We start from the raw sequence: 24,627 nt of genomic DNA, 5'->3' as shown, positions 1-24,627 counted from the left end.
CACCCCTCCGGGTCTGGGCTCAGGCCGGCCCCGTCAACACCGCCCGCACGGCATCCAGATCCGCGTCCGAGGCCAACCCCGCGTGATACAGCCGCAGTTCGGTCGCGCCCGCCGAAGCCGCCCGAGCCGCGTCCTCCGCCAACGTGCCCGGACTGCCTCCCATCCCTGACACGACCGTGAAGTTGGCGGCCAGTACGGCCGCCTCCCTCCCCTGTTCCGCGAACGGCGTCAGCGGGCCCACCCCACCCGTGCACGGCACCACCACCCCGTCCGCGACGGACAGAATGTGCCCGGGATCGACCCCGGCGTTCGCCCCGCAGTGGTACGACACGGGATCGGCGTGCAGCAACACCTGGAAGCCGGCCGACGCGGCCGCCCGCACCGCCGCGACCGCCGTCTCCTGGAGCGAACGGGCCACGCCCTCACGCCACGCGCGCGTGGCGGCCGCCGTCTCGCCCCCGAGCAGCTTCTCGACCGCCGGCCAGCCGCCGTCCGACGGCACCTCCCCGCGCCACACAGGCTCCAGCGCCTCCCGGACGGCCGACGCCAGGTCATCCGTGTCGAGCCCGCATCCCCCGTACCCCTCCCGGCAGGCCGCGCAGAAGCAGAGCGACATCAGGTACTGCCCGGCGTCCCCGAGCCCCACCCCGCCGATCTTGTCGTGGGCGTGCAGATGCGTGAGGCCGTACCAGCCGAGCGACTCCAGCTCCGTACCCGGCGCCCCGGGCCGCACCGCCGCCTCCACCGCGAGGTCGACGAGGTACGCCCGCGTGTCGGCCTGCGCGATGCACGGCGCCCACGCATAACGGTCCCCGTAGGCGTTGACGACGGAGGTGGACGGATGCTCTGCACCCATCCGGGAGTTGTGCGCGAGGACCACCCATGTGTGGACGTCCAGCCCGGCCTCCGCGAGCGCGCCCGCCGCCTCCCCGTACGCGTCCCCGGGCGCCCACTCCCCGGCGGCGTACGGCCGCAGCGCGCGCCCCTCCCACCGTGCGTCGTCGACGGGGTACAGGACGGCGGCGTGCGAGGCCGTCACGATCCGGTGCCGGGGGTGGCGAGGGGTCAGCGCGCGCGTGGAGTGGTACGCGGAGGCGAGCGTCACCTGCCGCACCCCGAGCCCGGCGATCCGCTCGGCCGCCCCCGGATCCCCGACGACGTCCCACGGATAGACGAAAGCGGACGCCTTCACTCGCCCTCCCCCAGCCGTCCTTCTCCCTCAGGCCCCTCAGGTCCTTCGAGCGGCTCCAGCAGCGCATACCCCCGCTCGATCAGCTGCGCGAGCTGCTTCACATGGTCCTCGGTCGGCTCGTGCAGCGGCGGCCGTACCTCACCCACGTCCAGCCCCCGCAGCCGCACCCCCGCCTTGACCAGGGAGACCGCGTATCCGCGGCCCTGGGCCCGCAGATCGACGAAGGGGCGGTAGAAGCCGTCCAGCAGCCGGTTCGCCGTCTCGTCGTCGCCCGTGTTGAGCGCCGTGTGGAACGCCAGGGCGATCTCGGGCGCGAAGCAGAAGACCGCCGACGAGTACAGCGTGATGCCGATGCCCCGGTACGCGAGCCCCGTCAGTTCGGCGGTCGGCAGCCCGTTGAAGTACAGGAAGTCACCGGGGACCTCACTGCGCACCGCGCTCACGATCCGCTGCATCAGGTCGAGGTCGCCCACCCCGTCCTTGAAACCGATGATCCCGTCGGTGCGTGCGAGTTCGACCACGGTCTCGGGCGTGAACACGGCGTTGTCGCGCTGGTAGACCACAATGTCCAGCGAGGTGGCGGCGGCGAGTTCCCGGTAGTGCCGCAGGAGCCCCTCCTGCCCCGCCACCACCAGATACGGCGGCATCGCGAGCAGCGCGTCGGCCCCGGCCTCCTCGGCGAGGCGTGCGAACCGTACTGCGAGCGCGGTCCCGTACCCGGCGCCCGCGACGACCGGAACCCGCCCGGCCGTCTCCTCCACGGCCGCCCGCACACACTCCTGGAACTCCTCGGGCGTGAGCGCGTGGAACTCCCCGGTGCCGCAGCAGGCGAAGACGGCGGCGGCACCGGCCTCGACGCCGCGTCGCACGTGCGCGCGGTAGGTGTCGAGATCGAGGGCACCGTCGGGGCCGTACGCCGTGACGGGGAAGAACAGCGGCCCGCTGGGGACGCTGAGCCGAGCGGCAAGGGGGGCTGACGTCACGGACTCTCCCTGGGGCAGGTGCTCACGCACACAGCAGCCGGTGCATGTTTCTGATCCATGTCCATATTTCTGAACGCCACCACGCTAAAGCGCGACCTTGGGGCCGGTCAAGCGCGCAAACCCGCGACACAGCAGCAGATTCGCCACCTCCGCGCGACACTTGACGGAGCAGGTCGGCGCTCCATAGCGTGTCCATGGATGTGAATGCCGTACACGAATACGGCCACTCACGTGGCCGTGAGGAGACACCCGCATGCCCGCTCCCCGCACCGTTCTGCTCACCGGCGCCGCCGGCGGACTCGGCACCCTGATGCGGGGGCTGCTGCCGGACTACGGCTACCAGCTGCGCCTCCTCGACCTGCTGCCCGTCGAGGGCGAGCCGGACGCGCTCACCGCGGACCTCGCGGACAAGGCCGCCCTGCGTGAGGCCGTGCGGGGCGTCGACGCGATCATCCACCTCGCGGGCATCTCCCTGGAAGCCTCCTTCGACAAGATCCTCAAGGCGAACATCGAGGGGACGTACAACCTGTACGAGGCGGCGCGCGAAGAGGGCGTACGACGGATCGTCTTCGCCTCCTCCAACCACGCCGTCGGCTTCACCCCGCACCCCCAGGGCGAGGCCCCCTTCGACGACAGCGCCCTGATCCCGATCGACACCCCGCGCCGCCCGGACACCTTCTACGGGCTCTCCAAGTCCTTCGGCGAGGACCTGGCGCAGTTCTACTGGGACAAGCACGGCCTGGAGACGGTCTCGGTCCGCATCGGCTCCTGCTTCGCGGAGCCCACCAGCGTGCGCATGCTCTCCGTCTGGATGAGCCCCGAGGACGGCGCCCGCCTCTTCCACGCGGCGCTGACCGCCGAGGACGTACGGCACACGGTCGTCTACGGTTCCTCCGCCAACACCCGCCTGTGGTGGGACCTCTCGACGGCCCGGGCGCTGGGCTATGAGCCGCGGGACGACTCCGAGCCGTACGCCGAGAAGCTCATCGCCGAACAGGGCGAGCTCGACCCGGCCAACCCGGACCACGCCCACCTGGGCGGCCACTTCACGACGCACCCGCCGATCTGGCCGTACTGACGAACGGACGGCCGCACTCACACCCGGGCGGCCGCACCGACGACCGGACGGCCGGAAGACAACCGTGCGGCGAGGGCGCGAGAAGGCGGGCGGGCACCGAACGGGCCCGCCCGCCGCCGTGTTCGGGCACGAACCCTGCCCGATCCCACCCCGCCCACCGCTCCGCCCCAGGTCCGGCACGGGCGCCCGCTACGCCAAACGGTCACAGCCGGGCACCATCGGTCACGCAACAGGCCTGGTCAGTGCCGCGCACCCGCTGTAGAACTTCCCCCAAGGCCCACACCGGGCCCGAACGGGCAGTACGCACAGGACGCAGGGAGCAGGTGTCGGCCATGACCGCGGAAGAACGTCAGCGGGAGATCGTCAGGGCCGCCCGCCGTACCGGCGCGGTCGACGTCACCGCGCTCGCCGCCGAACTGGGCGTCGCCAAGGAGACCGTACGGCGCGACCTGCGCGCCCTGGAGGACCACGGCCTGGTCCGCCGCACCCACGGCGGCGCCTACCCCGTGGAGAGCGCCGGGTTCGAGACGACGCTCGCCTTCCGGGCCACCAGCCATGTGCCCGAGAAGCGCCGGATCGCGAGCGCCGCGGCCGAGCTGCTCGGGGACGCCGAGACCGTGTTCATCGACGAGGGGTTCACCCCGCAGCTCATCGCCGAGGCTCTCCCCAAGGACCGGCCACTGACCGTGGTCACCGCCTCCCTGGCCACGGCGGGCGCGCTCGCCGAGGCCGACCACACCAGCGTCCTGCTGCTCGGCGGCCGGGTCCGCCCGGGCACGCTCGCGACCGTGGACCACTGGACGACGAAGATGCTCGCCGGCTTCGTCATCGACCTGGCGTACATCGGCGCCAACGGCATCTCCCGCGAACACGGCCTCACCACCCCCGACCCGGCGGTCAGCGAGGTCAAGGCCCAGGCGATCAGAGCCTCCCGGCGCACGGTCTTCGCGGGCGTGCACACCAAGTTCGGGGCGGTCAGCTTCTGCCGCTTCGCGGAGATCACCGCCCTGGAAGCCATCGTCACGAGCACGCTGCTTCCGACGTCGGAGGCGCACCGGTACTCCTTGCAAGGCCCCCAGGTCATCCGAGTCTGAAAAACCAACTCACCCACTACAAGGGCACACCCACACCCGAAGAAGCCCTTTATCTCCCTATACGTCCAGGAGCGATCCATGCGAACCCAGAGCCGACGGAGGTCGCGCGCACTCGCCGCGGCCGCCGCAGGGACGCTGCTCGCCCCGCTGCTCTCCGGCTGTTGGGTCGGAGCGGGCGGGTCGGGGTCGGGCGGCGACTCCATCAACGTCCTGATGGTCAACAACCCGCAGATGGTGGAGCTGCAGAAGCTCACCAAGGCGCACTTCACCAAGGAGACCGGCATCAAGGTGAACTTCACCGTGCTGCCGGAGAACGACGTCCGCGACAAGATCAGCCAGGACTTCGCCAACCAGGCCGGCCAGTACGACGTCGCCACACTCTCCAACTACGAGATACCGATCTACGCCCGCAACGGCTGGCTGCACGACATGGACTCCTACGTACGCCAGGACAGCGGCTACGACGAGCAGGACATCCTCGCCCCCATGCGGCAGTCCCTGACGGCCGCCGACGGCAAGCTCTACGGGCAGCCGTTCTACGGCGAGTCGTCCTTCCTGATGTACCGCAAGGACGTCTTCGCCCAGAAGGGCCTGACGATGCCCGACCACCCCACCTGGGAGCAGGTGGGACAGCTGGCCGCCGAGGCCGACGGCGCCCAGTCCGGCATGAAGGGCATCTGCCTGCGCGGCCTGCCCGGCTGGGGCGAGCTCATGGCACCCCTCACCACCGTCGTGAACACCTTCGGCGGCACCTGGTTCGACAAGGACTGGAAGGCCCGCCTCGACTCCCCCGAGTTCGAGAAGGCGACGAAGTTCTACGTGGACCTCGTCCGCAAGCACGGCGAGTCCGGCGCGGCCCAGTCGGGCTTCGCCGAGTGCCTCAACAACATGACCCAGGGCAAGACCGCCATGTGGTACGACGCCACCTCCGCGGCGGGCTCCCTGGAGGCGTCCGACTCCCCGGTCAAGGGCAAGATCGGCTACGTACCCGCACCGGTCGAGAAGACCAAGTCCTCCGGCTGGCTCTACACCTGGGCCTGGGGCCTGCAGAAGGCCTCCCACAACTCCGACAAGGCCTGGAAGTTCATCTCCTGGGCCTCGAGCAAGCAGTACGAGCAGCTGGTCGGGGACACCATCGGCTGGTCCAACGTGCCGGCCGGCAAGCGCGCCTCCACCTACACGAACGCCACGTACACCAAGGAGGCCGCCGCCTTCCAGGAGATGACCCGCGAGGCCATCGAGGGCGCCCGGCCGCGCGACCCGGGGGTGCAGCCGCGCCCCGCGCCCGGCATCCAGTTCGTCGGCATCCCCGAGTTCACCGACCTCGGCACCAAGGTCTCGCAGGAGATCAGCGCGGCCATCGCCGGACGCCAGTCCGTCGACTCGGCCCTGAAGAAGTCCCAGAAACTCGCCGAGAAGATCTCCAAGGAGTACGAGGGACGATGACCGCCACGACAACGGCCCCCGTGGCCGCCACACCCGTACGCACCCTGGGAAAGCCGTCCAACCGGCTGCGCGCCTGGGCCACCCGCGCCCCGCTGCTCCCCGCCCTGATCTTCATGGTCGCCGTGACCCAGCTGCCCTTCGTGGCCACCCTGGTGATCTCCTTCTTCGACTGGAACGCGCTCTACCCCAAGGCCCGCCACTTCACCGGCCTCTCCAACTACTCGGACGTCCTCACCGACCCCGACCTGCGCCACTCCGTCTGGACGACGATCCTCCTGACGGCGGCCGTGGTCGTCGCCAGCCTGGTCATCGGCCTGGGTCTGGCCCTGCTCCTGGACCGCAAGTTCCGCGGCCGGGGCATCGTCAGAACCCTCCTCATCGCCCCCTTCCTGGTGGTCCCGGTCGCCGCGGCGCTGCTCTGGAAGCACGTGCTCTACAACCCGGAGTACGGCCTGCTCAACGGACTGCTGCACTACGTGGGCGGCCCCCAGCCCGACTGGATCTCCAACACCCCGTTGCTGGCGGTCGAGGCCTCCCTGGTCTGGCAGTGGACGCCGTTCATGATGCTGATCCTCCTGGCCGGCCTGCAGAGCCGCGACCACCAGCAGATCGAGGCCGCGCGGGTGGACGGCGCGAGCGACTGGCAGGTCTTCCGCCACCTCACCCTCCCCCACCTGCGCCGCTATCTCGAACTGGGCGCCCTGCTGGGCTCGATCTACATCGTCCAGAACTTCGACGCGGTCTTCACCCTCACGTCCGGCGGCCTGGGGACGGCGAACCTCCCCTACACCGTCTACCAGAGCTTCTACCAGGCCCACGAGAACGGCCTCGCCTCCGCCGCGGGCGTCCTGGTCGTCATCGGTTCGATCATCATCGCGACCTTCGCGCTGCGCGTGGTCTCGTCCCTGTTCCGCGAGGAGGTGTCCCGCGCATGAGCGCCACCACGATCCGCGTACGACCCCGGCGTGCCCGGGGAACGGGCCTGGGCCTGTTGGCCTGGCTGCTCGGTGTGCTGTTCTTCCTGCCCGTCGCGTGGATGGCCCTGACGTCGTTCCACTCGGAGTCGGACGCGGCGACCAACCCGCCGTCCTTCGGCGCCGCCCTCACCCTCGACGGCTACCGCGACTTCTTCGGCACGGGCGGCGGCGCGAGCCCCTGGCCCGCGCTGATCAACTCGACGGTGGCCTCGGTGGTCTCCACCCTCTGCGTCCTCCTGCTGGCCTTCCCGGCGGCGTACGCACTCTCCATCCGCCCGGTGAAGAAGTGGACGGACGTCCTGTTCTTCTTCCTGTCGACGAAGATGCTGCCGGTCGTAGCCGGACTCCTCCCGATCTACCTCTTCGCGAAGAACACCGGAATGCTGGACAACATCTGGCTCCTGGTCATCCTTTACACCTCCATGAACCTGCCGATCGCGGTGTGGATGATGCAGTCGTTCCTCGCCGAGGTACCGGTGGCGGTGATCGAGGCGGCCCAGATCGACGGCGCGAAACTGCCGACGATCCTGGCCCGCGTCGTGGCCCCCATAGCCCTCCCCGGCATCGCGGCCACGGCCCTGATCTGCTTCATCTTCAGCTGGAACGAACTGCTGTTCGCCCGCGTGCTGACGGGTGTGGTCGCCGAGACGGCCCCCGTCTTCCTGACCGGCTTCATCACCAGCCAGGGCCTGTTCCTGGCCAAGGTGTGCGCCGCCTCGCTCGTCATCTCCCTGCCGGTGCTCGCCGCGGGGTTCGCCGCCCAGGACAAACTGGTCCAGGGCCTCTCCCTGGGAGCCGTCAAATGAAGGCCGCCGTCATCGAGTCCGTGGGCCGCGCCGTCGTCACCGAGGTCCCGGACCCGACGCCGGGCCCCCGCGAGGTCGTCGTCGAGGTCGCCGCCTGCGGCCTGTGCGGCACGGACCTGCACATCCTCCAGGGCGAGTTCGCGCCCAAGCTGCCGATCGTGCCGGGGCACGAGTTCGCGGGCGAGGTGGTCGGGGTCGGCACCCAGGTCACCGAGCTCGCGGTCGGCGACCGGGTGGCCGTCGACCCCTCGCTGTACTGCTACGAGTGCCGGCAGTGCCGTACGGGCCACAACAACCTCTGCGAACGCTGGGCCGCGATCGGCGTCACCACGGCGGGCGGGGCCGCGCAGTACGCGGTGGCCCCGGTGGCGAACTGCGTCAAGCTGCCCGAGCACGTACGCACCCAGGACGCCGCACTCGTGGAGCCGCTGTCCTGCGCGGTGCGCGGCTACGACGTCCTGCGGTCCCGGCTCGGCGCCCACGTCCTGATCTACGGCTCCGGGACGATGGGCCTGATGATGCTGGAGCTGGCCAAGCGGACCGGCGCGGCGAGCGTCGACGTGGTGGACCTGAACCCGGCCCGGCTGGAGACGGCACGGACGCTCGGCGTCTCGGGGTCGGCGGCGAACGCGGACGAGCTGGACCGGCCGCAGGGCTGGGACCTCGTCGTCGACGCCACCGGCAACGCGGCGGCGATCCAGGACGGCCTGGACCGGGTGGCGAAGGCGGGCACGTTCCTCCAGTTCGGGGTCGCCGACTACGCGACCCGCGTGACGATCGACCCGTACCGCATCTACAACCAGGAGATCACCATCACCGGTTCGATGGCGGTGCTGCACAGCTTCGAGCGGGCGGCGGAACTGTTCGCGAACGGTGTGCTCGACCCCGAGATCTTCATCAGCGACCGGATCGAGCTGGAGCGGTATCCGCAGGCGTTGGAGCAGTTCGCGGCGGGCGTGGGCAGGAAGATCGTGGTGGTTCCGTAGGGAATCGGCGGGATTCGGGCCAGGGTTTCGGGGTTCCTCCAATTGGCCGCTTGGTAAGGGAACGGCAAAATGGTCTCGCTCGTTCACCAGGCATGACAGCTATGACCCCTGGCTCGAACATCCCTCTCTCCGCCGCGCGCGTGACGGTGGACGTCGCCGCTCCGGTGCGGCTCGACGTATCGGGCCTGCTGCTCACCGCCGACGGCAAGGTGCGCTCGGACGACGACTTCATCTTCTACAACCAGCCGAGCGGGCCTGGTGTGACGTACCGCTCGGGCGGCGGTGCGGCACCCGACGCGATCACCGTCGACACCGGCGCCGTCCCCCCGGGCATCGAGAAGATCGTGGTCACCGCGAGCCCGGACGCCGCGGGCCAGACCTTCCAGGGCATCGAACCGACGGCCACGATCCGCAACGCGGACGACAACAGCGTCCTGGGCACGTTCACGCCCCCTCAACTCGGCACCGAGACGGCGCTGGTGGTCGTGGAGATCTATCTGCGCAACGGCGCCTGGAAGGCCCGCGCGGTCGGCCAGGGGTACGCGAACGGCCTCGCGGGCATCGCCACGGACTTCGGCGTCTCGGTGGAGGAACCGGCTCCGGCGCCGGCCCCTGTCGCCGCGGCCACCCCGCCGGCGCAGGCCCCGGTGGCACCTCCGGCCCCGCCCGTCGCGGTGACTCCCACACCGCCCGCCGCACCCCCGGCCCCGCCCGCCGCGCCGCCGATCGGCGCCGGAAAGATCAACCTCGACAAGGGCCGCGTCAGCCTCCAGAAGAACCAGACGGTCTCCCTGGTCAAGGGCGGCCGCCCGCTGCTCTCCCAGGTCAAGATGGGCCTCGGCTGGGAGCCCGCGTACCGCGGCAAGGACATCGACCTGGACGCCTCGGTCATCGCCTACGGCCCGCAGCGCAACCACATCGACAGCTGCTACTTCGGCAAGCTGTCCATCCTGAACGGCGCGATCAAGCACTCCGGCGACAACCTCACGGGCGAGGGCGGCGGTGACGACGAGGTGATCGTGGTCGACCTCGGCCGCCTCCCCCAGGAGACGACCGGCCTGGTCTTCACGGTCAACTCCTTCTCCGGCCAGAAGTTCACCGAGGTCGCCAAGGCCTACTGCCGCCTGCTGGACGCCGCCACCGGCGAGGAGCTGGTCCGCTTCGACCTCACCAGCGCCGAGGCCCAGACCGGCGTGATGATGGCCAAGATGATCAAGCAGTTCTCCGGCGAGTGGGAGATGACGGCCATGGGCGACTTCGTGAAGTCGCGTACGGTCCGCGGCATGGTGAAGCCCGCGGCCCAGGCCCTCTGACCCGCGGCCGCCCACCCTCCGAAGGGGCCGTGGCGGTACGTCGCAAGCCCGTCGCATACGTTCGGATCTGGAAACGGCTCCCTTGGAGGGCAACGCCTGATCCAGCGGCGACGGGCTCGACGCACCGCCACGGCCCCGACCCACCCACCGGCGGACAGCGCACGCCGGACAGCGCACCGCCCAAGACCCCGCCGCTACGGCCGCAGCCCGTCCGTCAGCAGGGACAGATACCGGCGGATCTGCTTGCCCTGGCCGTTCGCCAGCTCCGAGGCCGTGGAAACCCCGTGAGCCAGCCGCAGGACCTCGATCGGCTCGATGTCCTGCCGCAGGGTCCCCTCCCGCTGCGCCGCCTCGACCAGCCGCTGCGCCGCCCCCTTCATGGAAGTGCCGCAGGCCGTGAGGGCGGCCCTGCTGCCGTCCGTGACGGCCGAGCCCAGCAGGGCCTTCATTCCGCGTACCTGGATCGTGCCGACGCACAGCTCGTAGAGCCACTCCGCCAGCGCCTCGCCCGGGGGGAGTTCCTTCGCGATCTCGTCGGCCCGCGCCCCGAGCGCCTCGATCCGGTCGACGTACGCCGCCTCCAACAGCGCCTGCCGCGTGGGGAAGTGCCGGTACAGCGTGCCCGACCCGACACCCGCCCGCTTGGCGATGTCGTCGAGCGACGCACCTTCCCCGCGCTCGGCGAACGCCTCGGCCGCCACCTTCAGCAACCGCTCATAGTTGCGCCGAGCGTCCGCGCGCATGGGCTTGACCTGCGTCATTCAGATACTCCTTGCGAACCGGGGACCCCCTCCGTATCTTAGCGAGGGTTAAACGGAGACAGTCCCCGCTTATCTCGCGGGCAGTCCGTGCTGCCCGTACGCACCTTCATCCGGGGACGCCAGACCGGGAGAACACCGTGTCCACCTCGTCTACCCCGTCCGCACCGTCCACCACCACCGACGCTCTCTCCGCACCACCCCAACCCGCCAGGCTCGGCGCCGTCCTGTTCGTCATCGTCACCGCCTACCTGATGGTCGGCGTGGACTCCACGGTCGTCAATGTCGCACTGCCCGACATCCAGAAGAACCTGCACTTCAGCCCGACCGGCCTGTCCTGGGTGCTCAACGCGTACACCCTCACCTTCGGCGGCCTGCTCCTGCTCGGCGGCCGGGTCGGCGACATCGCGGGCCGCCGCCGCACCCTGACCATCGGCGTCCTGCTCTTCGCCGGATCCTCCCTGCTCGGCGGTCTCGCCACCGAAAGCGCCTGGCTGCTCACCGCCCGCGCCCTCCAGGGCGTCGGCGCCGCCCTCACCGCGCCCAGCACCCTCGCGCTGATCACCACGAACTTCCCCGACGGCCCGCGCCGCCACCACGCCCTGGGCATCTACGCGTCGATGGCGGGCATCGGCGCCTCCATCGGCCTGGTCCTCGGCGGCATGCTCACCTCCTGGGCGTCCTGGCGCTGGGCCCTGCTGATCAACGTACCGATCGGCATCGCGGTCGCCGTCGCCCTGCCCCGCTTCGTCACCGAGACCCCGCGCCACGCGGGCCGGTTCGACGCGGCGGGGGCACTCGCCGGCACGGCCGGGATGACCTCGCTGGTGTACGCGTTCATCCGGGTCTCGGAGGACGGCTGGACCGACACCCAGGCGCTGCTGGGCTTCAGCTCGGCGGCGGCCCTGCTGGTGGGCTTCACGCTGATCGAGTCCCGCGCGGACCAGCCGATCATGCCGCTGCGCCTGTTGGCGAGCCGCAACCGCGCGGGCGGCTACGCGGGCGTACTGCTGCTGCCCGCGGGCATGTTCGGCGCGTTCTACTTCCTCACCCTGATCTGCCAGCAGGTCCTGGGCTACAGCCCGCTCCGCGCGGGATTCGCCTTCCTGCCCATGACCCTGGCGATGTTCACGGTCGTACGCTTCGTGCCCCGGCTGCTCGCGCGGCTCGGCGCCAAGCCGGTGCTGCTCACCGGCATGGCCCTGCTCGTCGTCGCGGCCGCGTGGCTGTGGCGGCTACGACCCGACGACGGCTACCTCACCGGCCTGTTCGGCCCGCTGGTGCTGATGGGCGTGGGCGTCGGCCTGAGTTTCATGCCGCTCAACGCGACGATCCTCGCGGGCATCGAGCCACGGGAGGCGGGCGCCGCCTCCGGCCTGCTGCAGACCCTGCAGTGGCTCGGCGGCACCCTCGGCCTCTCCATCCTGGTCACGGTCTTCGGCACGGCGGCCCGGCGCGCGCACGGCTCCCCGTCCGACATCCTCACCGAGGGTGCGGCCCGCGCTTTCGGCATCGGCTCGCTGATCGCGCTGACCGCCCTGCTGGTGTCGGCGTTCGTGATCACAGGTACGAAGCCGAAGCACACCACCTGAAGGAACCGACCGCCTGAAGAAACCCAGCATCTAGAACAACGCGCTGTACGCGTTCAACGCGGGCTGTCCGCCCAGATGGGCGTAGAGCACGGTGGACTCCCGCCCTATCTCCCCCCGGGCCACCAGATCCACCATCCCGGCCATCGACTTGCCCTCGTAGACGGGGTCGGTGACCATCCCCTCGGTGCGCGCCGCGAGCCGCATCGCCTCCAGCGTGGCCTCGTCCGGAATCCCGTACGTGCCCGCGTGGTACCGCTCGTCCAGCTCGACGTCCGACTCCGTCAACTCCTTCCGTACGCCGATGAGCTGCCCGGTGCCGTGTGCGATCCGCGCGATCTGCTCCCGGGTGCGGGCGGGCGCCGCCGACGCGTCGATCCCGAGGACGCGCCGCGGCCGCCCGCCCGCCTCCTCCAGGGCCGCGAACCCGGCGACCATGCCCGCCTGGGTCGATCCGGTCACCGAGCACACCACGACGGTGTCGAAGTAGACGCCCAACTCCGCTTCCTGCTCGGCCACTTCATAGGCCCACCCGGCGAACCCCAGGCCCCCCAGCGGATGGTCCGACGCCCCCGCCGGAATGGCGTACGGCTTGCCGCCGCCCTCCTCAACCTCCCGCAGCGCCTGCTCCCAGCTCTCCTTGAAGCCGATCCCGAACCCCGCCCGCACGAGTCGTACGTCGGCCCCGGCGAGGCGGCTGATGAGGATGTTTCCGACCTTGTCGTACACGGAGTCGGGCCACTCCACCCAACTCTCCTGAACGAGCACGCACTTGAGCCCGGCACGGGCGGCGACGGCCGCGACCTGGCGGGTGTGGTTGGACTGCACGCCACCGATCGAGACGAGGGTGTCGCAGCCCTGGGCGAGCGCGTCGGCGACGAGGTACTCCAGCTTGCGGGTCTTGTTCCCGCCGTACGCGACACCGGAGTTGCAGTCCTCCCGCTTGGCCCACAGGGAGGCACCGCCGAGGTGCTCGGTCAGGCGCTCCAGCGGATGCAGGGGCGAGGTCCCGAAGAGCAGGGGGTAACGCTCGTACGAGGAAAGGGACATGGGTCCTCCCGCATCAGGGTTCGACATCGGCCAGGTCTTCGAGCGCGCCCCAGATCTCCGTGGTGACGCGGACGGCGGCGGCCACGTCCCGTTCGGCACAGGCGTCGATCAGCTCGTCGTGCAGGCCCGCCGAACGGCAGTTGCCGCCCTCACCGAAGCGGCGCCGCTCCAGACGGCGGATCAGCGGGGTGTAGCGGGCGACGGTGGCGGCGGCGGCACGATTGCCGCTCACCCGCACCAGTACGTCGTGCAGCTCGTCGTCGGCCGTCAGGGCGGCGTCCACGTCACCGGCGCGAACAGCGTCCGCGAAGCGCACATTGGCCTCGCGCATGACCTCGATGTGCGGCGCTTCGAGCCGGGGCACCGCGGTGCGCGCGGCCAGCTCGTGCATGGCGCCGACCACGGCCGCCGCGTCCCGTACATCGGCGGCCACCAAGGGGGTCACCCGTGTGTAGCTCTGCGGCTTGGACTCCAGCAGCCCCTCGTCGACCAGCCGGGAGAAGGCCTCGCGCACCGGCGCTCGCGACAGCCCGAGCAGTTCGGCGAGCCCGGCGTCGCGCACCACCGCGCCCGGTGCGAGCTCACCGGCCACGATGGCATCCCGTATCGCTTCGTACGCGCGGTCCCTCAGCAGGGTCCGGCGCACGGGTCGTATCGCCTCCATGAACTGAAATGTTAGATATCAGTTCCCGCTGCGCACAAGAGTGCGGCCCGTACCGAAGTACGGGCCGCGCTCACGCACGATCGGCTATCCGGCCCACGGCCAGTCGGCGTCCCGCGCCGACTCCAGAAGCGGCACCATCCGGAAAGCCGCGTCCGAGAGCCCCCCGAACGTGTGCCGGTTCGCCTTTCCGGACGGGCCGTGGCCCGCCCGGTAGCCGGCCAGGTTCCAGGTATAGACCGGGACGTGCGCCGGGACCTGCTCGGTCGGGTCGCCGTAGTGGCTGTAGGTGGCCTGCTCGTCGGTGACGATGAGCACCCGGTCGTGCTTCCTGTAGTGCGCGCGCACCGCCTCGCTCGTGTTGGTGCCGCCGAGGTCGCCGAAGCGCTCCAGCACCTTCAGCACCGACTCGCCCTTCTTGAACTTCACCCGGTTGCTGCTGGTGCCGAACTCGACGAGATCCGCGTCCGCCGCCCGCAGCGCGAGCGCCGTACCGAAGATCGCCGCCGCGTCGGCCCGGTTGAGCTCCGAGCGCTCCGACAGCCGCGAGTAGAACATCGAGCCGGACCGGTCGACCAGCACGAGAGTGCGTCCGGGCAGCGCGGGCACGTTCGCCAGCGAGTGGCCGAGCGCCTGCTCCAGCGGGTACGACCAGCGCAGCGAGGGCGCGTGCTGGTACGCGGCGAGGTAGCGGAAGGGGAACTGCCGCGAGCGCGCCACCTCCGCCGGGTCGCTGATCCTGGCGGCGACCTGAGCCGCCACCTCGTCGCTCACTCCCGCCTCGTCGAAGTTCCGCAGGTTGCGTACGAGCGCCATCGCGCCCATGGACGGGATGACGGCCTCCCAGGCCGCCTTGTCCATCGGGCCCTGCAGCCAGCCGGCCAGTGCCTCCCAGGTCATCCCCGCGTCCGCGAGGCGCCGCGCGCCGTGCGCACCGGTCACGACCTTGCGCCGCTTGGCGGGCCGCAGCGCCATCAGGTCGCGGTGGGCCGCCACGACGGACAGCGACTTGGGAACCACGGCCGCCTCCGGGTGGTGCCGCCGGTCGAGGGCGTACTGGAACAGGTCGCCCTGCCACGGCTTCGCCGGATCGGGTGCCGCGTGCACCAGGTTGAGGATGTCGCCGAAGCGGTAGCCCTTGGCCGCCGTGTCGTACTTCAGCAGCGACTTCTCGCCGTAGAGCCGGCGTACGGCGTCGGCGATGCCCCGCTTGACGGGCTTGGGCACGTTGCGGCCGTACCGGGAGGTCCAGTAGGCGAGCAGCTCGCCGGGCTCGTCCGGGCGGCGCAGCACGGAGGCGATGACCTGGCGGTTGGCCGGGCCGTCGGTGGCGCCCGCGTCGAGGCGTGCCTTCACGTACTCGGCGGCGCCCACGAGCGAGGCCGTCCGCAGGTTGCCCTCGCCGCGCAGCCAGCCGAGCAGGGCGGCCGTCCACGAGGGGTCGGCGACGGCGAGCTCACGCACGAGCGCGGCGAACCGGTCGTCGCGGGCCTCGCCGGTCTCGTAGAAGGCGTTCTGCGAGACGAAGTTGGCGATGGCCAGCAGGAAGAGCTCGGAGCGTGCGTCGCGCTCCTGGCCGCGGCCGCCCTGGTGGGTGCGCAGCACGCGGCCGGTCGACGTCACACGGGAAGTGGGCTGCGCCTTGGCCGCCTTGGTGTTGAATCGCGCCATGATGAATTCCCCCGAATTCGTTCTACGACTTCGTCCTACGACGTGAAGCCGCGTTTCGGAGGGAGGCACAGCAAATGGAGGGTGCCCGAGTTCAGAGGTCGGCGACGGACTTAGCCAGATGCTCTACCCAATTGAGCTACACCGACCCGAAGTCGATGACGGGACTTGAACCCGCAACCGTCCGATCCAATGAAGTAACCGTTGCCTGCGCACCGGGCACCCACCATGAGCTGCGCCTCCCGAGATCAATTCGGCGGCGGCGTGGATTCTGTTGGAAAGAAGTAGCCGCTGCCTGCGCACCGGGAGGTGCATGAAATTGTGGTGTCCAGAGTTCAAGGCCGGCGGAACCGACGTAGGTGCTCTAACCCCTGAGCTACACCGGCGCGTTGTACCGGTGGCGGGACTCGAACCCGCGGCCGCCCCATTATCAGTGGAAGTAGGTCCTGCCTTCGCACCTGGACGTGCACCACTTTAGGAGGGCGGCCGCGGTTCGAGCCATTGAATTAACTACCCGCGCTTCTGGCGCTTCCAGGGGCCGGTGATGGCGAGCATGATGCCCGGCTCCTGGATGTTGGCGAAGAGGGTCCTGCCGTCGGGTGAGAAGGTGACGCCGGTGAACTCGCTGTAGGCCGGCTCGGCTTCGGTCCCGATGTTCAGTTCGTTGCGGGCGATCGGGTAGGTACGGCCGCTGTCGGTGGCGCCGAAGAGGTGCTGGACGCCCTCGCCGTCCTCGGCGATGACGAGGCCGCCGTAGGGGGAGACGGTGATGTTGTCGGGGCCGTCGAAGGCGCCGTCCTTGGTCGGGTCGGGGTTCACACCGAGCAGGACCTTGAGGGTCAGGGTGCGGCGCTTGGGGTCGTAGAACCAGACGGCGCCGTCGTGCTGGACGGGACTTTCCTCGCGGGCGTACGAGGAGACGATGTACGTGCCGCCGTCGCCCCACCACATGCCTTCGAGCTTGCGGGCGCGGGTGACCTGGCCGTCGGTGAACTGCTTGCGGACGGAGACGGTCTTCGCGTCACGGTCCGGGACGTCGACCCAGTCCACGCCGTACACCGTGCCGATCTTGGTGGCGCGGGAGAGGTCGTCGACGAACCGGCCTCCGGAGTCGAAGCACTTGAAGGCCTGGAGGGCGCCGGCGTCGTCGGCGAGGGTGGCGAGCTGTCCGTGGCCGTGTTCGAAGCCCTGCGGGGGCGTCCAGCGGTAGAGGAGGCCGTTGGGGCCCGAGGCGTCCTCGGTGAGGTAGAGGCGGCCGCGCTGGGGATCGACGACGACGGCCTCGTGGGCGTACCGGCCGAGTGCCTTGATCGGCTTGGGGTTCCGGTTGCGGCGGCGGTCGACGGGGTCGACCTCGAAGACGTAGCCGTGGTCCTTGGTCATGCCGTTCTGGCCGGCCTTGTCCTCGGTCTCCTCGCAGGTGAGCCAGGTGCCCCAAGGGGTGTTGCCGCCCGCGCAGTTGGTGGAGGTGCCCGCGACGCCGACCCACTCGGCGACCTTGTCGTGGCGCACCTCGACGACCGTGCAGCCGCCGGACGCGGCGGGGTCGTAGACCAGGCCCTCGGTGAGCGGCACGGGGTACTTCCAACTGGCGCGGGGGCCTTTGAGCTCGTGGTTGTTGACGAGAAGGGTGGCGCCGCGCGGCCCGTCGAAGGTGGAGGTGCCGTCGTGGTTGGACGGCGTGAACTCACCCGAGTCCAGCTTCGTACGACCGCTGTAGGTGATGACGCGGTAGGAGAATCCGGCGGGCAGCGCGAGCAGGCCCTTCGGGTCCGGGACCAGCGGTCCGTAGCCGACTCCGCCGTGCCGGTCCGTCGGCTTGCCGTCCTCCCCCACGCTCTCGGTGTCGGTGGACGCGAGGGCGTTCGGGGCGGTGGCGAGGGCGCCGACACTGCCGGCCAGGACGATACCGGCGCCGGTCAGCGCGGATCGACCGGCGAAGTCCCTGCGGGTGAGCGACATGGGTGTCTCCCGTGACGGTGGAGGATGACCGTGGAGGGTGGCCGAGGGCATTGCGGCCACACCGTCCCGCCCACGCCTGAACGGCGGTTGAACACCGGGCGACTTCACCGCACTCGGTTCCATGAATCCGTAAGGACTCGGCCACAGACACCAAAAGTCCTCCGGACAGGGGAACGGGCGGAACCCTCCGGGACCGGAAACGAGCGCCCTTCCCGAGGCCGGGGGCCGGGGGCCGGGGGAAGCCCCCCCGGGGCCGGGAACGGGCACCCCTCCCGAGGCTGGGACGAGCGCCCGCTCGGGGCTGGGGATCGGGCGAAGCCCAACCGGGGCCGGACAAGCGCACCTCCCGGGGCCGGAGAACGGGTGAAGCCCACCCGGGCCGAGGAACGGGGCGAAGCCCACCCGGGCCGAGGAACGGGCGAAGCCCACCCGGGCCGAGGAACGGGGCGAAGCCCACCCGGGCCGAGGAACGGGCGAAGCCCACCCGGGCCGAGGAACGGGCGAAGCCCTCCCGGGGCCGAGGAACGAACGCCCCCTCGGGACCGGGGCAAGGGAAGCCCCCCGCGACCGGCCCCGCCCCCGCTCAACCCCCTTGCTGCGAGCGTGCCTTGAACGCGGCCTTGCGGGCCTCCTTGGCGACCTTCTTGTCGGGGTGGAGGCGGCCCATCGCCTCCAGGACGTCCGGGGTGGCCGGGTGGTCGACGCGCCAGGCCGCGGCGAAGAAGCCGCCGTGCTGCTGGGCAAGCCCCTCGACCAGTCCCTGCAGCTCGGCGGAGTTGCCCTCGGCGGAGAGCTGCGCGGCGATCGTGTCGATGGTGAGCCAGAAGATCATCGCCTCGGACGGCGGGGGCACGTCGGCGGCGCCGTGTTCAGAGAGCCAGACCCGGGCGAGTCCGCCCAGTTCGGCGTCGTCGAGGACCTCGCGCAGCGCGGGCTCGGCCTCCAGGCCGACGAGCGAGAGCGCCTGCTGACAGTGCAGCCGGCGCAGCGGCGCCCCGGTATCGCCGCCGCGCGCCGCGTCGAGCAACTCCCGGGCGGCGGCGAGGGGTTCACGTCGGGCGAGCCACTGCTCGGTCTCGGCCCGGGCAGCGGTCGGCGGGAAGGTGGCGGTGCCGTCCAGCAGCGCGTCCGCGCCCTTGTCCGCGAGGTCGCCCACCGCGGGGGCGACGAGGCCGGACTCCAGCAGCCGCGCCCGCAACCCGTACAGGCCGAGGGGTGTCAGCCGTACCATCCCGTACCGCGACACGTCGTCGTCGGCGGCCGAGGACTCCTCGTCGGTGTCCGCCATCAGTGTCTCGTCGACCGGCTGGAAGTCGACGAGACCGACGGGTTCGAGCAGCCGGAACTGGTCGTCGAGCCGCATCATCGCGTCCGACACCTGCTCCAGTACGTCGTTGGTGGGCTCCCCCATGTCGTCGGGCACGATCATGGACGCGGCGAGGGCCGGCAGCGGTACCGGACCTTCACCCGCCCCGCCCTCGCTCACACTCAGCAGGTACAGATTGCCGAGCACTCCGTCCAGGAACTCGGCCTCGGCCTCGGGGTCCCAGTCCAGCGAGGAGAAGTCGATCTCCCCGCCGCCGTCCATCGCGTCGACGAGCTCGTCGAGGTCGGGCACGCTCGCGTCGGCCAGTACGGCCTCCAGGGCGGTGAGCCACACCCCGAGGACGTCCTGCGGCGCTCCGGAGGTGAGCAGCGCGAGGTCCGCGCCCGCGGCGACCGTGCCCTCCTCCTCGTCCACGATCTCAACGAGCCCGGTGTCGACGGCCACCCGCCAGGCCTCGCCGGTCGTCGCCGCCGCGTCGTCGCCGGTGAGCCCGAGCGCGTCGGCCGCCCCAGGAAGCTGTTCCTCGACGAGTTCGCCCCCGGCGCCGACCCGCGTGTCCGGGCCGGCCCAGCGGGCCAGCCGTGCGGCGCGGGAGAGCAGCGGTGTGGCGAGCGCGTCCCGCGCCAGCTCCGCTTCGGACGTCAGCCGCACCGGCGGCAAGGGGGAGCTCTCTGACATCGGCTGGGTTCTCCTCCGAACAATCAGGACCCGAACAGCGGGATCGAACGGTCCGAACGAGCGGAACCGGGCGACCCGACCGGCGGGACCGACCAAGCATGACAAGCAGGAAAAGCACGAAACGCAGTACAAGCGGAACAAGCATGACGAGCGGAACAAGCGTGACATCCACCGGGGTCCGGCAGATCACCCACCGGGACCCGGCAGCGCATCCGCCCGCCCCAGGGGTACGTCCACCGAGCCCACAAGGACATCGTCCCGCAGGACATCCCGCGCGCCCCGTGGACCGCCCCCGGACCCGAGGGTCCGGACGCCAGACCGGAAAACCGCGTCGACGGCTCAGCCTAGACGGATTTCCACCCATGCCGCCCGGTTCATGTCCCTGTCAGGAGTTGTACATCACTCCATCCTTGACAACTCCCCTTCCCACACACGAGATTGACGCGCGTAGAAGTTCAAAGGGGCACCCGTCCCACCAGCTTCTACGCGCGTCACCGGCCCGCACACAGGTCGCGCTACCCCACACGCTCCACCCTCGTCCCGGCGTTCATGCAAGTCCCCGGAGGGATTCCCTTGCCGAGCAAGAGAACCGCGCGCATCGGCGCGCTGACCGTAGCCGCGGTCTGTTCCACCGTCTCCGCCGTGGTGCTGACCGCACCCGCCCACGCGGACACCGTCCACATCCACGACATCCAGGGCACCACCCGGACGTCCCCCTACGCGGGCCAGAAGGTCACGGACGTGGCGGGCATCGTCACGGCCCTGCGGACCTACGGCTCGTCCCGGGGTTTCTGGATCCAGGACCCGAACCCGGACAACAACCCTGCCACCAGTGAGGGCGTCTTCGTCTTCACCAGCTCCGCCCCGAAGGTCGCCGTCGGCGACTCGGTCACCGTCACCGGCACCGTCTCCGAGTACGTGCCCGGCGGCGCCTCCAGCGGCAACCAGTCGCTGACGGAGATCACCAAGCCGACGATCACGGTGCTGTCGTCCGGCAACGCGGTCCCCGCGCCCACGGTCATCAACAGCCGTTCCGTGCCGGCCGCCTACAGCCCCGCCGGTGACACGGCCGCGAGCGGCTCGATCAACGCGCTCACCCTGGAGCCGACGAAGTACGCCCTGGACTACTACGAGTCCCTCGAGGGCATGAACGTCCAGGTCGCCGACACCCGCGTGGTCACCGCCACCGACCCGTACAGCGAGCTGTGGGTCACGGTGAAGCCGCACGAGCACCCCACCCGCCGCGGCGGCACGATCTACGGCGCGTACACCTCGCAGAACACCGGCCGCCTGCAGATCCAGTCCCTCGGCTCGACCGCCGCCTTCCCCGTCGCGAACGTCGGCGACGAGCTCGCCGGCACCACCGCGGGCCCGCTCGACTACAACCAGTTCGGCGGCTACACGCTCGTCGCGAGCCAGTTGGGCACCCTGGAGAAGGGCGGCCTGCAGCGCGAGACGACCCGCAAGCAGTCGCGCAGCGAGCTGGCCGTGGCGACGTACAACGTCGAGAACCTGGACCCGGGCGACGGCACGTTCGCCGCCCACGCGGCCGCGATCGTGAACAACTTGCAGTCGCCCGACATCGTGTCCCTGGAGGAGATCCAGGACAACAACGGCGCGACGGACGACGGCACGGTCGCCGCCGACCAGACGGTGAACAAGCTGATCGACGCGATCGTCGCGGCGGGCGGCCCGAAGTACGACTGGCGTTCCATCAACCCGGTCAACGACCAGGACGGCGGCGAGCCCGGCGGCAACATCCGCCAGGTCTTCCTCTTCAACCCGGAGCGGGTCTCCTTCACGGACCGCGCGGGCGGCGACTCGACGACCGCCGTCGGTGTCACCAAGGTGCACGGCAAGGCCCAGCTGACGGCCTCCCCCGGCCGGATCGACCCGGCCAACACGGCCTGGACGTCCAGCCGCAAGCCGCTGGCCGGCGAGTTCGTCTTCCGTGGCAAGACGGTCTTCGTGATCGCCAACCACCTCAACTCCAAGGGCGGCGACCAGGGGCTGACCGCGCAGTACCAGCCCCCGGCCCGCAGCTCGGAGACCCAGCGTCATCTCCAGGCGACGGCGGTGAACTCCTTCGTCAACGAGATCCTCAAGGCGCAGAAGAACGCCGACGTGCTCGCCCTCGGTGACATGAACGACTTCGAGTTCTCGGACACCACCAAGATACTCGAGGGCGACGGCGAGCTCTGGTCCGCGATCAAGTCGCTGCCCAAGAGCGAGCGTTACACGTACGACTACCAGGGCAACCAGCAGGTCCTGGACCAGATCCTGGTCAGCCCGTCGATTCGCAAGGACTGCGACTTCGACTACGACAGCGTGCACATCAACTCGGAGTTCTCCGACCAGATCAGCGACCACGACCCGCAGGTACTGCGGTTCCGGCCGTAGGTCTGTAGGGGCTGTGGATGAGGCCACGGCCCCGAAACGGGAAGAGCCCGGCCCCGTCGTCCGGGGGGCCGGGCTCTTCCCTTGCCCGAGGTCAGGCGGCGAACGTCTCGTTCAGCCAGCCCTTCCAGGCGGTCTCGTTGTGCTTGGCGTCGGCGTCGGACGCGAAGTCGTGGACGCTCATGCCGACCGGGGCGCCCCAGTGGTTGCGCCCGAAGAAACGGATGAGGGCGTTGTCGGTGCGCAGCCCGATGAAGTACGGGTTGCGGTAGTCGACCACGGCGTCGAGGAGCTGCCCCTCGGGTCCGCGGGCCTGCACCCGCGTACCCTCGGCCGTGTCGTCCGCGAGGCCGAGCGCCCGCCCGACGGCGGCGAAGGCGTCGGACACCGTGGACGCGCCGGGCCCGTCGAAGGTGGCGAAGGCGACCGGGCGCCCCGCGAAGTGCGTCACGTACTCGCGCAGGGTGTGCAGATAGAAGTCCGTGTGCTTGCTCGCGCCGTCGTACTGGTTGCCCCAGTCCTCGACGAAGATGCCGCTGTGCACGTACCGCACCCACGACCGGCGGCCGTCGTCACGCGGCTCGATGGTCTCGTCGATCTGGTTGAGGGTCTGCTGGGAGATGCCCTCGACGTCCTCGACCAGGCTGGTGAGGCGGTGCGGCGGGTCCCAGTTGGTGAGCGTGGAGCCGAAGGGCCCGGTCCCGCCCTGGCGCGGCTCGAACTCCATCGGCCACAGCCAGCCGCCGGTACCGGTGGTGATCGCCTCCCACATCTGCTCCGGGGTGGCGTCGACCTCGAACTCGCGGGCGATCTCGAATTCCTTGGACATGGTGGGGGTTCTCCTGTGGTTCAGTCCTGGTCGGGCGGGGCCGGGGCCACCGCGAGGGCGGTCTCCGGCGTCGAGGCGGCCGCCGCCTCGACGGTGACTTCCGGCGTGACGATGGCTTCCGGCTTTGCGGTGGCGTCCGGCATTGCGGTGGCGTCCGGCTTTGCGGTGGCGTCCGGCATTGCGGTGGCGTCCGGCATTGCGGTGGCGTCCGGCATTGCGGTGGCGTCCGGCTTGAGCGTCGGGTGGACGGCGACGACGATCCGGTGGTCGCGCCCGCCCTCCGCGTTCCCGTCGTGGTACTTGCGGATGAGCGCGCCGACCCCTTGCGTCAGCTCCTCGATGAACGCGGCGCGGTCGGCGGCGGAGGCGAAGGTCACCTCACCGTCGAGCGCGTAGGTGGCGAGCCGCTTGCGGGCCTTCGCCGCGCCGGTGATCAGCGCCCCCACGTCCCGGACCAGCCGGGCACCGACGGCGAGCAGCCAGCGGGCCGAGAGCTGGTCCCGGAAGCGGTCCGGGTCGGGCTGCACGGCGGCGAGGGCGAGTGGCGAGATGACGTACGACGACGCCGTCGCGCGCATCAGCCGCTCGGTGACATTGCCCTTGCGGCGCTCGCCCGCGAGCTCGACCAGTCCGTGCCGCTCCAGCGCCTTCAGGTGGTAGTTCACCTTCTGCCGCGGCAGACCGACCTTTCCGGCCAGCATGGCGGCCGACGCGGGCCCGGCGGCGAGCTCGGCCAGCAGCCGGGCCCGTATGGGGTCGAGCGAGACGGCGGCTGCCTCGGCATCCTCGATCACGGTCACGTCCAACATGACTCCACCGTCTCACCGAAAACTTTTTTTGTCCAGACGGGTCAAGTTGTCGGAGAAGGGCCGCAAAGACTCGTCGACCGCCGCACGTCAGCCCTGCGGCCCGCCCTCGTCGAGACGTGCCAGCTGGGTCTGGAACCAGTCCAGCCTGGCCTGCAGCAGTGCCGCCTCGGCGACGAGTTCGGACACCCCGAGCCCGGCGGGCAGATCCCCGACCACGGCCCCGCTCCCGGCGCGGACCCGCAGCCCGTCACCGGCCAGCCGCGCGAACCCTGCCAACGACAGGGACGTACGACCGCGTACGCAGCCCGCGCAGGCCGCCGCGAGGGCGCGCCAGCCGGGGCGTCCCCAGCCCGCGTCCGCGAGCGCGGCGGCCACCGTGCCGCACGCGCAGGGACCGACCGTCGCGCTCCGCACCCGCTGGCGGGCGTAGCGGAAGCCCTGTTCGAAGCGGATGTAGGCGCCGAGGACGGAGACCTCCAGGAGGACGGCCGCCCGGTGCTCGGCGGTGCCGAGCATGGCCTCGGCCGTAGCCGTGTCGTGCACGCAGTGGAAGCCGCAGTCGCAGCGACGGTGCGGCGACCGGTGCCTCAGCCCGTAGACGCAGCGCGCCTCGTCCAGCACTCCGTACGGCACCGCGCCGCCCAGCGAGACGCCGGTGAACCCGGCCCGGGTGCCGTCCTGGGACAGCACCGGGTGGGCGATCTTGTATCCGGTCGGCGGCTCCGTCGGTCGTTCCTCGGGGAGCCGCAGCCTCATCGGGCGACCGGGACCTCTTCGGGCGCGGACGCCTCCAGCTCCTCGATTTCCTCGGGAAGTTGGAGATTGTCTTCGTCCGCGCGAGTCCGCTCTTCCGCGACTCCGGTGGCGAGTGCCTTGCCCAGCCTCATGACGCCTCCCGCGATCTGCCGTCGACTTCCGTCCTCGCCATGGTGACCCATGAGGGGCCGGGTTGGCATCAGGGCCTCGCGAAAGCAGTCACCTGGTAGCAATGCTTTCCTTTACCTCGTAGAAGAATTAAGTGGAG

20 protein-coding genes and 1 pseudogene are annotated in these 24,627 nt (G+C 70.6%); 9 read left to right on the top strand and 12 right to left on the bottom strand.

Features of this window, described 5'->3' with window-relative positions; translation table 11 throughout:
* Positions 1–19 precede the first annotated feature (19 nt).
* Together SMIR_RS29785 and SMIR_RS29780 are read right to left on the bottom strand one after the other, a co-directional pair.
* Positions 20–1,192 (bottom strand): hypothetical protein, encoded by a 1,173-nt coding sequence (locus tag SMIR_RS29785; RefSeq protein ID WP_168490419.1) that lies wholly within the window; start codon positions 1,190–1,192, stop codon positions 20–22.
* The gene (locus SMIR_RS29780; RefSeq protein WP_168490420.1) at positions 1,189–2,175 is read right to left on the bottom strand and encodes a 5-dehydro-4-deoxyglucarate dehydratase; all 987 of its coding nucleotides are present in this window, start codon (positions 2,173–2,175) and stop codon (positions 1,189–1,191) included. The genes SMIR_RS29785 and SMIR_RS29780 overlap by 4 nt, the downstream gene beginning before the upstream one ends.
* 253 nt (positions 2,176–2,428) lie before the next feature.
* On the opposite strand from SMIR_RS29780, the gene SMIR_RS29775 reads away from it, so the two are divergent.
* The 7 genes from SMIR_RS29775 (at position 2,429) to SMIR_RS29745 (ending at position 9,875) form a co-directional block, all read left to right on the top strand.
* The gene (locus SMIR_RS29775) at positions 2,429–3,253 is read left to right on the top strand and encodes an NAD-dependent epimerase/dehydratase family protein (RefSeq protein WP_168490421.1); all 825 of its coding nucleotides are present in this window, start codon (positions 2,429–2,431) and stop codon (positions 3,251–3,253) included.
* A 332-nt stretch (positions 3,254–3,585) separates the two neighbouring features.
* On the top strand, positions 3,586–4,347 hold the full coding sequence (locus tag SMIR_RS29770; protein ID WP_060902183.1) for a DeoR/GlpR family DNA-binding transcription regulator: 762 nt from the start codon (positions 3,586–3,588) through the stop codon (positions 4,345–4,347).
* A gap of 78 nt (positions 4,348–4,425) precedes the next feature.
* Positions 4,426–5,793: an ABC transporter substrate-binding protein gene (locus SMIR_RS29765; protein ID WP_212727596.1), complete on the top strand. Its 1,368-nt coding sequence runs from the start codon at positions 4,426–4,428 to the stop codon at positions 5,791–5,793.
* Entirely contained in the window at positions 5,790–6,728 is a 939-nt protein-coding gene (locus tag SMIR_RS29760) for a carbohydrate ABC transporter permease (RefSeq protein WP_168490423.1), read from the top strand. The genes SMIR_RS29765 and SMIR_RS29760 overlap by 4 nt, the downstream gene beginning before the upstream one ends.
* Positions 6,725–7,576 carry a carbohydrate ABC transporter permease gene (locus tag SMIR_RS29755; protein ID WP_168490424.1) on the top strand — a complete coding sequence of 284 codons (852 nt, stop codon included), beginning with the start codon at positions 6,725–6,727 and terminating at the stop codon, positions 7,574–7,576. The genes SMIR_RS29760 and SMIR_RS29755 overlap by 4 nt, the downstream gene beginning before the upstream one ends.
* Positions 7,573–8,562 (top strand): zinc-dependent alcohol dehydrogenase family protein, encoded by a 990-nt coding sequence (locus tag SMIR_RS29750; protein WP_168490425.1) that lies wholly within the window; start codon positions 7,573–7,575, stop codon positions 8,560–8,562. Before SMIR_RS29755 ends, SMIR_RS29750 begins: the two co-directional genes overlap by 4 nt.
* A 101-nt stretch (positions 8,563–8,663) precedes the next feature.
* A complete protein-coding gene (locus tag SMIR_RS29745) occupies positions 8,664–9,875 on the top strand; it encodes a TerD family protein (RefSeq protein WP_168490426.1) in 1,212 nt (403 codons plus the stop codon).
* A gap of 194 nt (positions 9,876–10,069) precedes the next feature.
* Here SMIR_RS29745 and SMIR_RS29740 read toward each other — a convergent pair whose 3' ends face one another.
* A complete protein-coding gene (locus SMIR_RS29740) occupies positions 10,070–10,636 on the bottom strand; it encodes a TetR/AcrR family transcriptional regulator (RefSeq protein WP_168490427.1) in 567 nt (188 codons plus the stop codon).
* Between the two features lie 137 nt (positions 10,637–10,773).
* Here SMIR_RS29740 and SMIR_RS29735 point away from each other — a divergent pair, with 137 nt between their 5' ends.
* Positions 10,774–12,225 carry an MFS transporter gene (locus SMIR_RS29735; RefSeq protein WP_168490428.1) on the top strand — a complete coding sequence of 484 codons (1,452 nt, stop codon included), beginning with the start codon at positions 10,774–10,776 and terminating at the stop codon, positions 12,223–12,225.
* Positions 12,226–12,255: 30 nt separating this feature from the next.
* Here the strand turns inward: SMIR_RS29735 and SMIR_RS29730 are convergent, their stop codons facing one another.
* From SMIR_RS29730 to SMIR_RS29710, 5 genes are all read right to left on the bottom strand, one after another.
* A complete protein-coding gene (locus tag SMIR_RS29730) occupies positions 12,256–13,272 on the bottom strand; it encodes a 1-aminocyclopropane-1-carboxylate deaminase (RefSeq protein WP_168490429.1) in 1,017 nt (338 codons plus the stop codon).
* A gap of 13 nt (positions 13,273–13,285) precedes the next feature.
* Positions 13,286–13,936, bottom strand: a complete 651-nt coding sequence (locus tag SMIR_RS29725; RefSeq protein ID WP_168490430.1) for a GntR family transcriptional regulator — start codon at positions 13,934–13,936, stop codon at positions 13,286–13,288.
* Positions 13,937–14,020: 84 nt separating this feature from the next.
* Positions 14,021–15,604 (bottom strand): TROVE domain-containing protein, encoded by a 1,584-nt coding sequence (locus SMIR_RS29720; RefSeq protein WP_168490431.1) that lies wholly within the window; start codon positions 15,602–15,604, stop codon positions 14,021–14,023.
* Positions 15,605–16,111: 507 nt separating this feature from the next.
* Positions 16,112–17,563 (bottom strand): alkaline phosphatase PhoX, encoded by a 1,452-nt coding sequence (locus SMIR_RS29715; RefSeq protein ID WP_212727595.1) that lies wholly within the window; start codon positions 17,561–17,563, stop codon positions 16,112–16,114.
* A gap of 583 nt (positions 17,564–18,146) precedes the next feature.
* On the bottom strand, positions 18,147–19,568 hold the full coding sequence (locus SMIR_RS29710; RefSeq protein ID WP_212727594.1) for a hypothetical protein: 1,422 nt from the start codon (positions 19,566–19,568) through the stop codon (positions 18,147–18,149).
* A 573-nt stretch (positions 19,569–20,141) separates the two neighbouring features.
* Here SMIR_RS29710 and SMIR_RS29705 point away from each other — a divergent pair.
* Entirely contained in the window at positions 20,142–21,968 is a 1,827-nt protein-coding gene (locus SMIR_RS29705) for a DUF8508 domain-containing protein (RefSeq protein ID WP_168490433.1), read from the top strand.
* A 91-nt stretch (positions 21,969–22,059) separates the two neighbouring features.
* On the opposite strand, the gene SMIR_RS29700 is transcribed toward SMIR_RS29705, so the two are convergent.
* The 4 genes and pseudogenes from SMIR_RS29700 to SMIR_RS44380 form a co-directional block, all read right to left on the bottom strand.
* Positions 22,060–22,794: an SRPBCC family protein gene (locus SMIR_RS29700; protein WP_168490434.1), complete on the bottom strand. Its 735-nt coding sequence runs from the start codon at positions 22,792–22,794 to the stop codon at positions 22,060–22,062.
* Positions 22,795–23,003: 209 nt separating this feature from the next.
* Positions 23,004–23,603, bottom strand: a pseudogene (locus SMIR_RS29695) (ArsR/SmtB family transcription factor); the annotation flags it as partial.
* An 87-nt stretch (positions 23,604–23,690) separates the two neighbouring features.
* Complete coding sequence (locus tag SMIR_RS29690; RefSeq protein WP_212727593.1) at positions 23,691–24,359, bottom strand: hypothetical protein; 669 nt, start codon at positions 24,357–24,359, stop codon at positions 23,691–23,693.
* On the bottom strand, positions 24,356–24,490 hold the full coding sequence (locus SMIR_RS44380) for a hypothetical protein (protein WP_282190305.1): 135 nt from the start codon (positions 24,488–24,490) through the stop codon (positions 24,356–24,358). The genes SMIR_RS29690 and SMIR_RS44380 overlap by 4 nt, the downstream gene beginning before the upstream one ends.
* Between the last annotated feature and the right edge of the window lie 137 nt (positions 24,491–24,627).

The sequence above is a fragment of the Streptomyces mirabilis genome (assembly GCF_018310535.1).
Taxonomy (GTDB): Bacteria; Actinomycetota; Actinomycetes; order Streptomycetales; family Streptomycetaceae; genus Streptomyces.
The sequence above is the reverse complement of the archived record's forward strand: the minus strand, read 5'-3'. Positions and strand labels throughout refer to the sequence as shown.

Bases quoted from the DNA above. Each gene is read 5' to 3' on its own strand.
- SMIR_RS29775 (WP_168490421.1), top strand. From the start codon at position 2,429: ATGCCCGCTCCCCGCACCGTTCTGCTCACCGGCGCCGCCGGCGGACTC.
- SMIR_RS29770 (WP_060902183.1), top strand. From the start codon at position 3,586: ATGACCGCGGAAGAACGTCAGCGGGAGATCGTCAGGGCCGCCCGCCGT.
- SMIR_RS29765 (WP_212727596.1), top strand. From the start codon at position 4,426: ATGCGAACCCAGAGCCGACGGAGGTCGCGCGCACTCGCCGCGGCCGCC.
- SMIR_RS29760 (WP_168490423.1), top strand. From the start codon at position 5,790: ATGACCGCCACGACAACGGCCCCCGTGGCCGCCACACCCGTACGCACC.
- SMIR_RS29755 (WP_168490424.1), top strand. From the start codon at position 6,725: ATGAGCGCCACCACGATCCGCGTACGACCCCGGCGTGCCCGGGGAACG.
- SMIR_RS29750 (WP_168490425.1), top strand. From the start codon at position 7,573: ATGAAGGCCGCCGTCATCGAGTCCGTGGGCCGCGCCGTCGTCACCGAG.
- SMIR_RS29745 (WP_168490426.1), top strand. From the start codon at position 8,664: ATGACCCCTGGCTCGAACATCCCTCTCTCCGCCGCGCGCGTGACGGTG.
- SMIR_RS29740 (WP_168490427.1), bottom strand. From the start codon at position 10,636: ATGACGCAGGTCAAGCCCATGCGCGCGGACGCTCGGCGCAACTATGAG.
- SMIR_RS29730 (WP_168490429.1), bottom strand. From the start codon at position 13,272: ATGTCCCTTTCCTCGTACGAGCGTTACCCCCTGCTCTTCGGGACCTCG.
- SMIR_RS29725 (WP_168490430.1), bottom strand. From the start codon at position 13,936: ATGGAGGCGATACGACCCGTGCGCCGGACCCTGCTGAGGGACCGCGCG.
- SMIR_RS29720 (WP_168490431.1), bottom strand. From the start codon at position 15,604: ATGGCGCGATTCAACACCAAGGCGGCCAAGGCGCAGCCCACTTCCCGT.
- SMIR_RS29715 (WP_212727595.1), bottom strand. From the start codon at position 17,563: ATGTCGCTCACCCGCAGGGACTTCGCCGGTCGATCCGCGCTGACCGGC.
- SMIR_RS29710 (WP_212727594.1), bottom strand. From the start codon at position 19,568: ATGTCAGAGAGCTCCCCCTTGCCGCCGGTGCGGCTGACGTCCGAAGCG.
- SMIR_RS29700 (WP_168490434.1), bottom strand. From the start codon at position 22,794: ATGTCCAAGGAATTCGAGATCGCCCGCGAGTTCGAGGTCGACGCCACC.
- SMIR_RS29690 (WP_212727593.1), bottom strand. From the start codon at position 24,359: ATGAGGCTGCGGCTCCCCGAGGAACGACCGACGGAGCCGCCGACCGGA.
- SMIR_RS44380 (WP_282190305.1), bottom strand. From the start codon at position 24,490: ATGAGGCTGGGCAAGGCACTCGCCACCGGAGTCGCGGAAGAGCGGACT.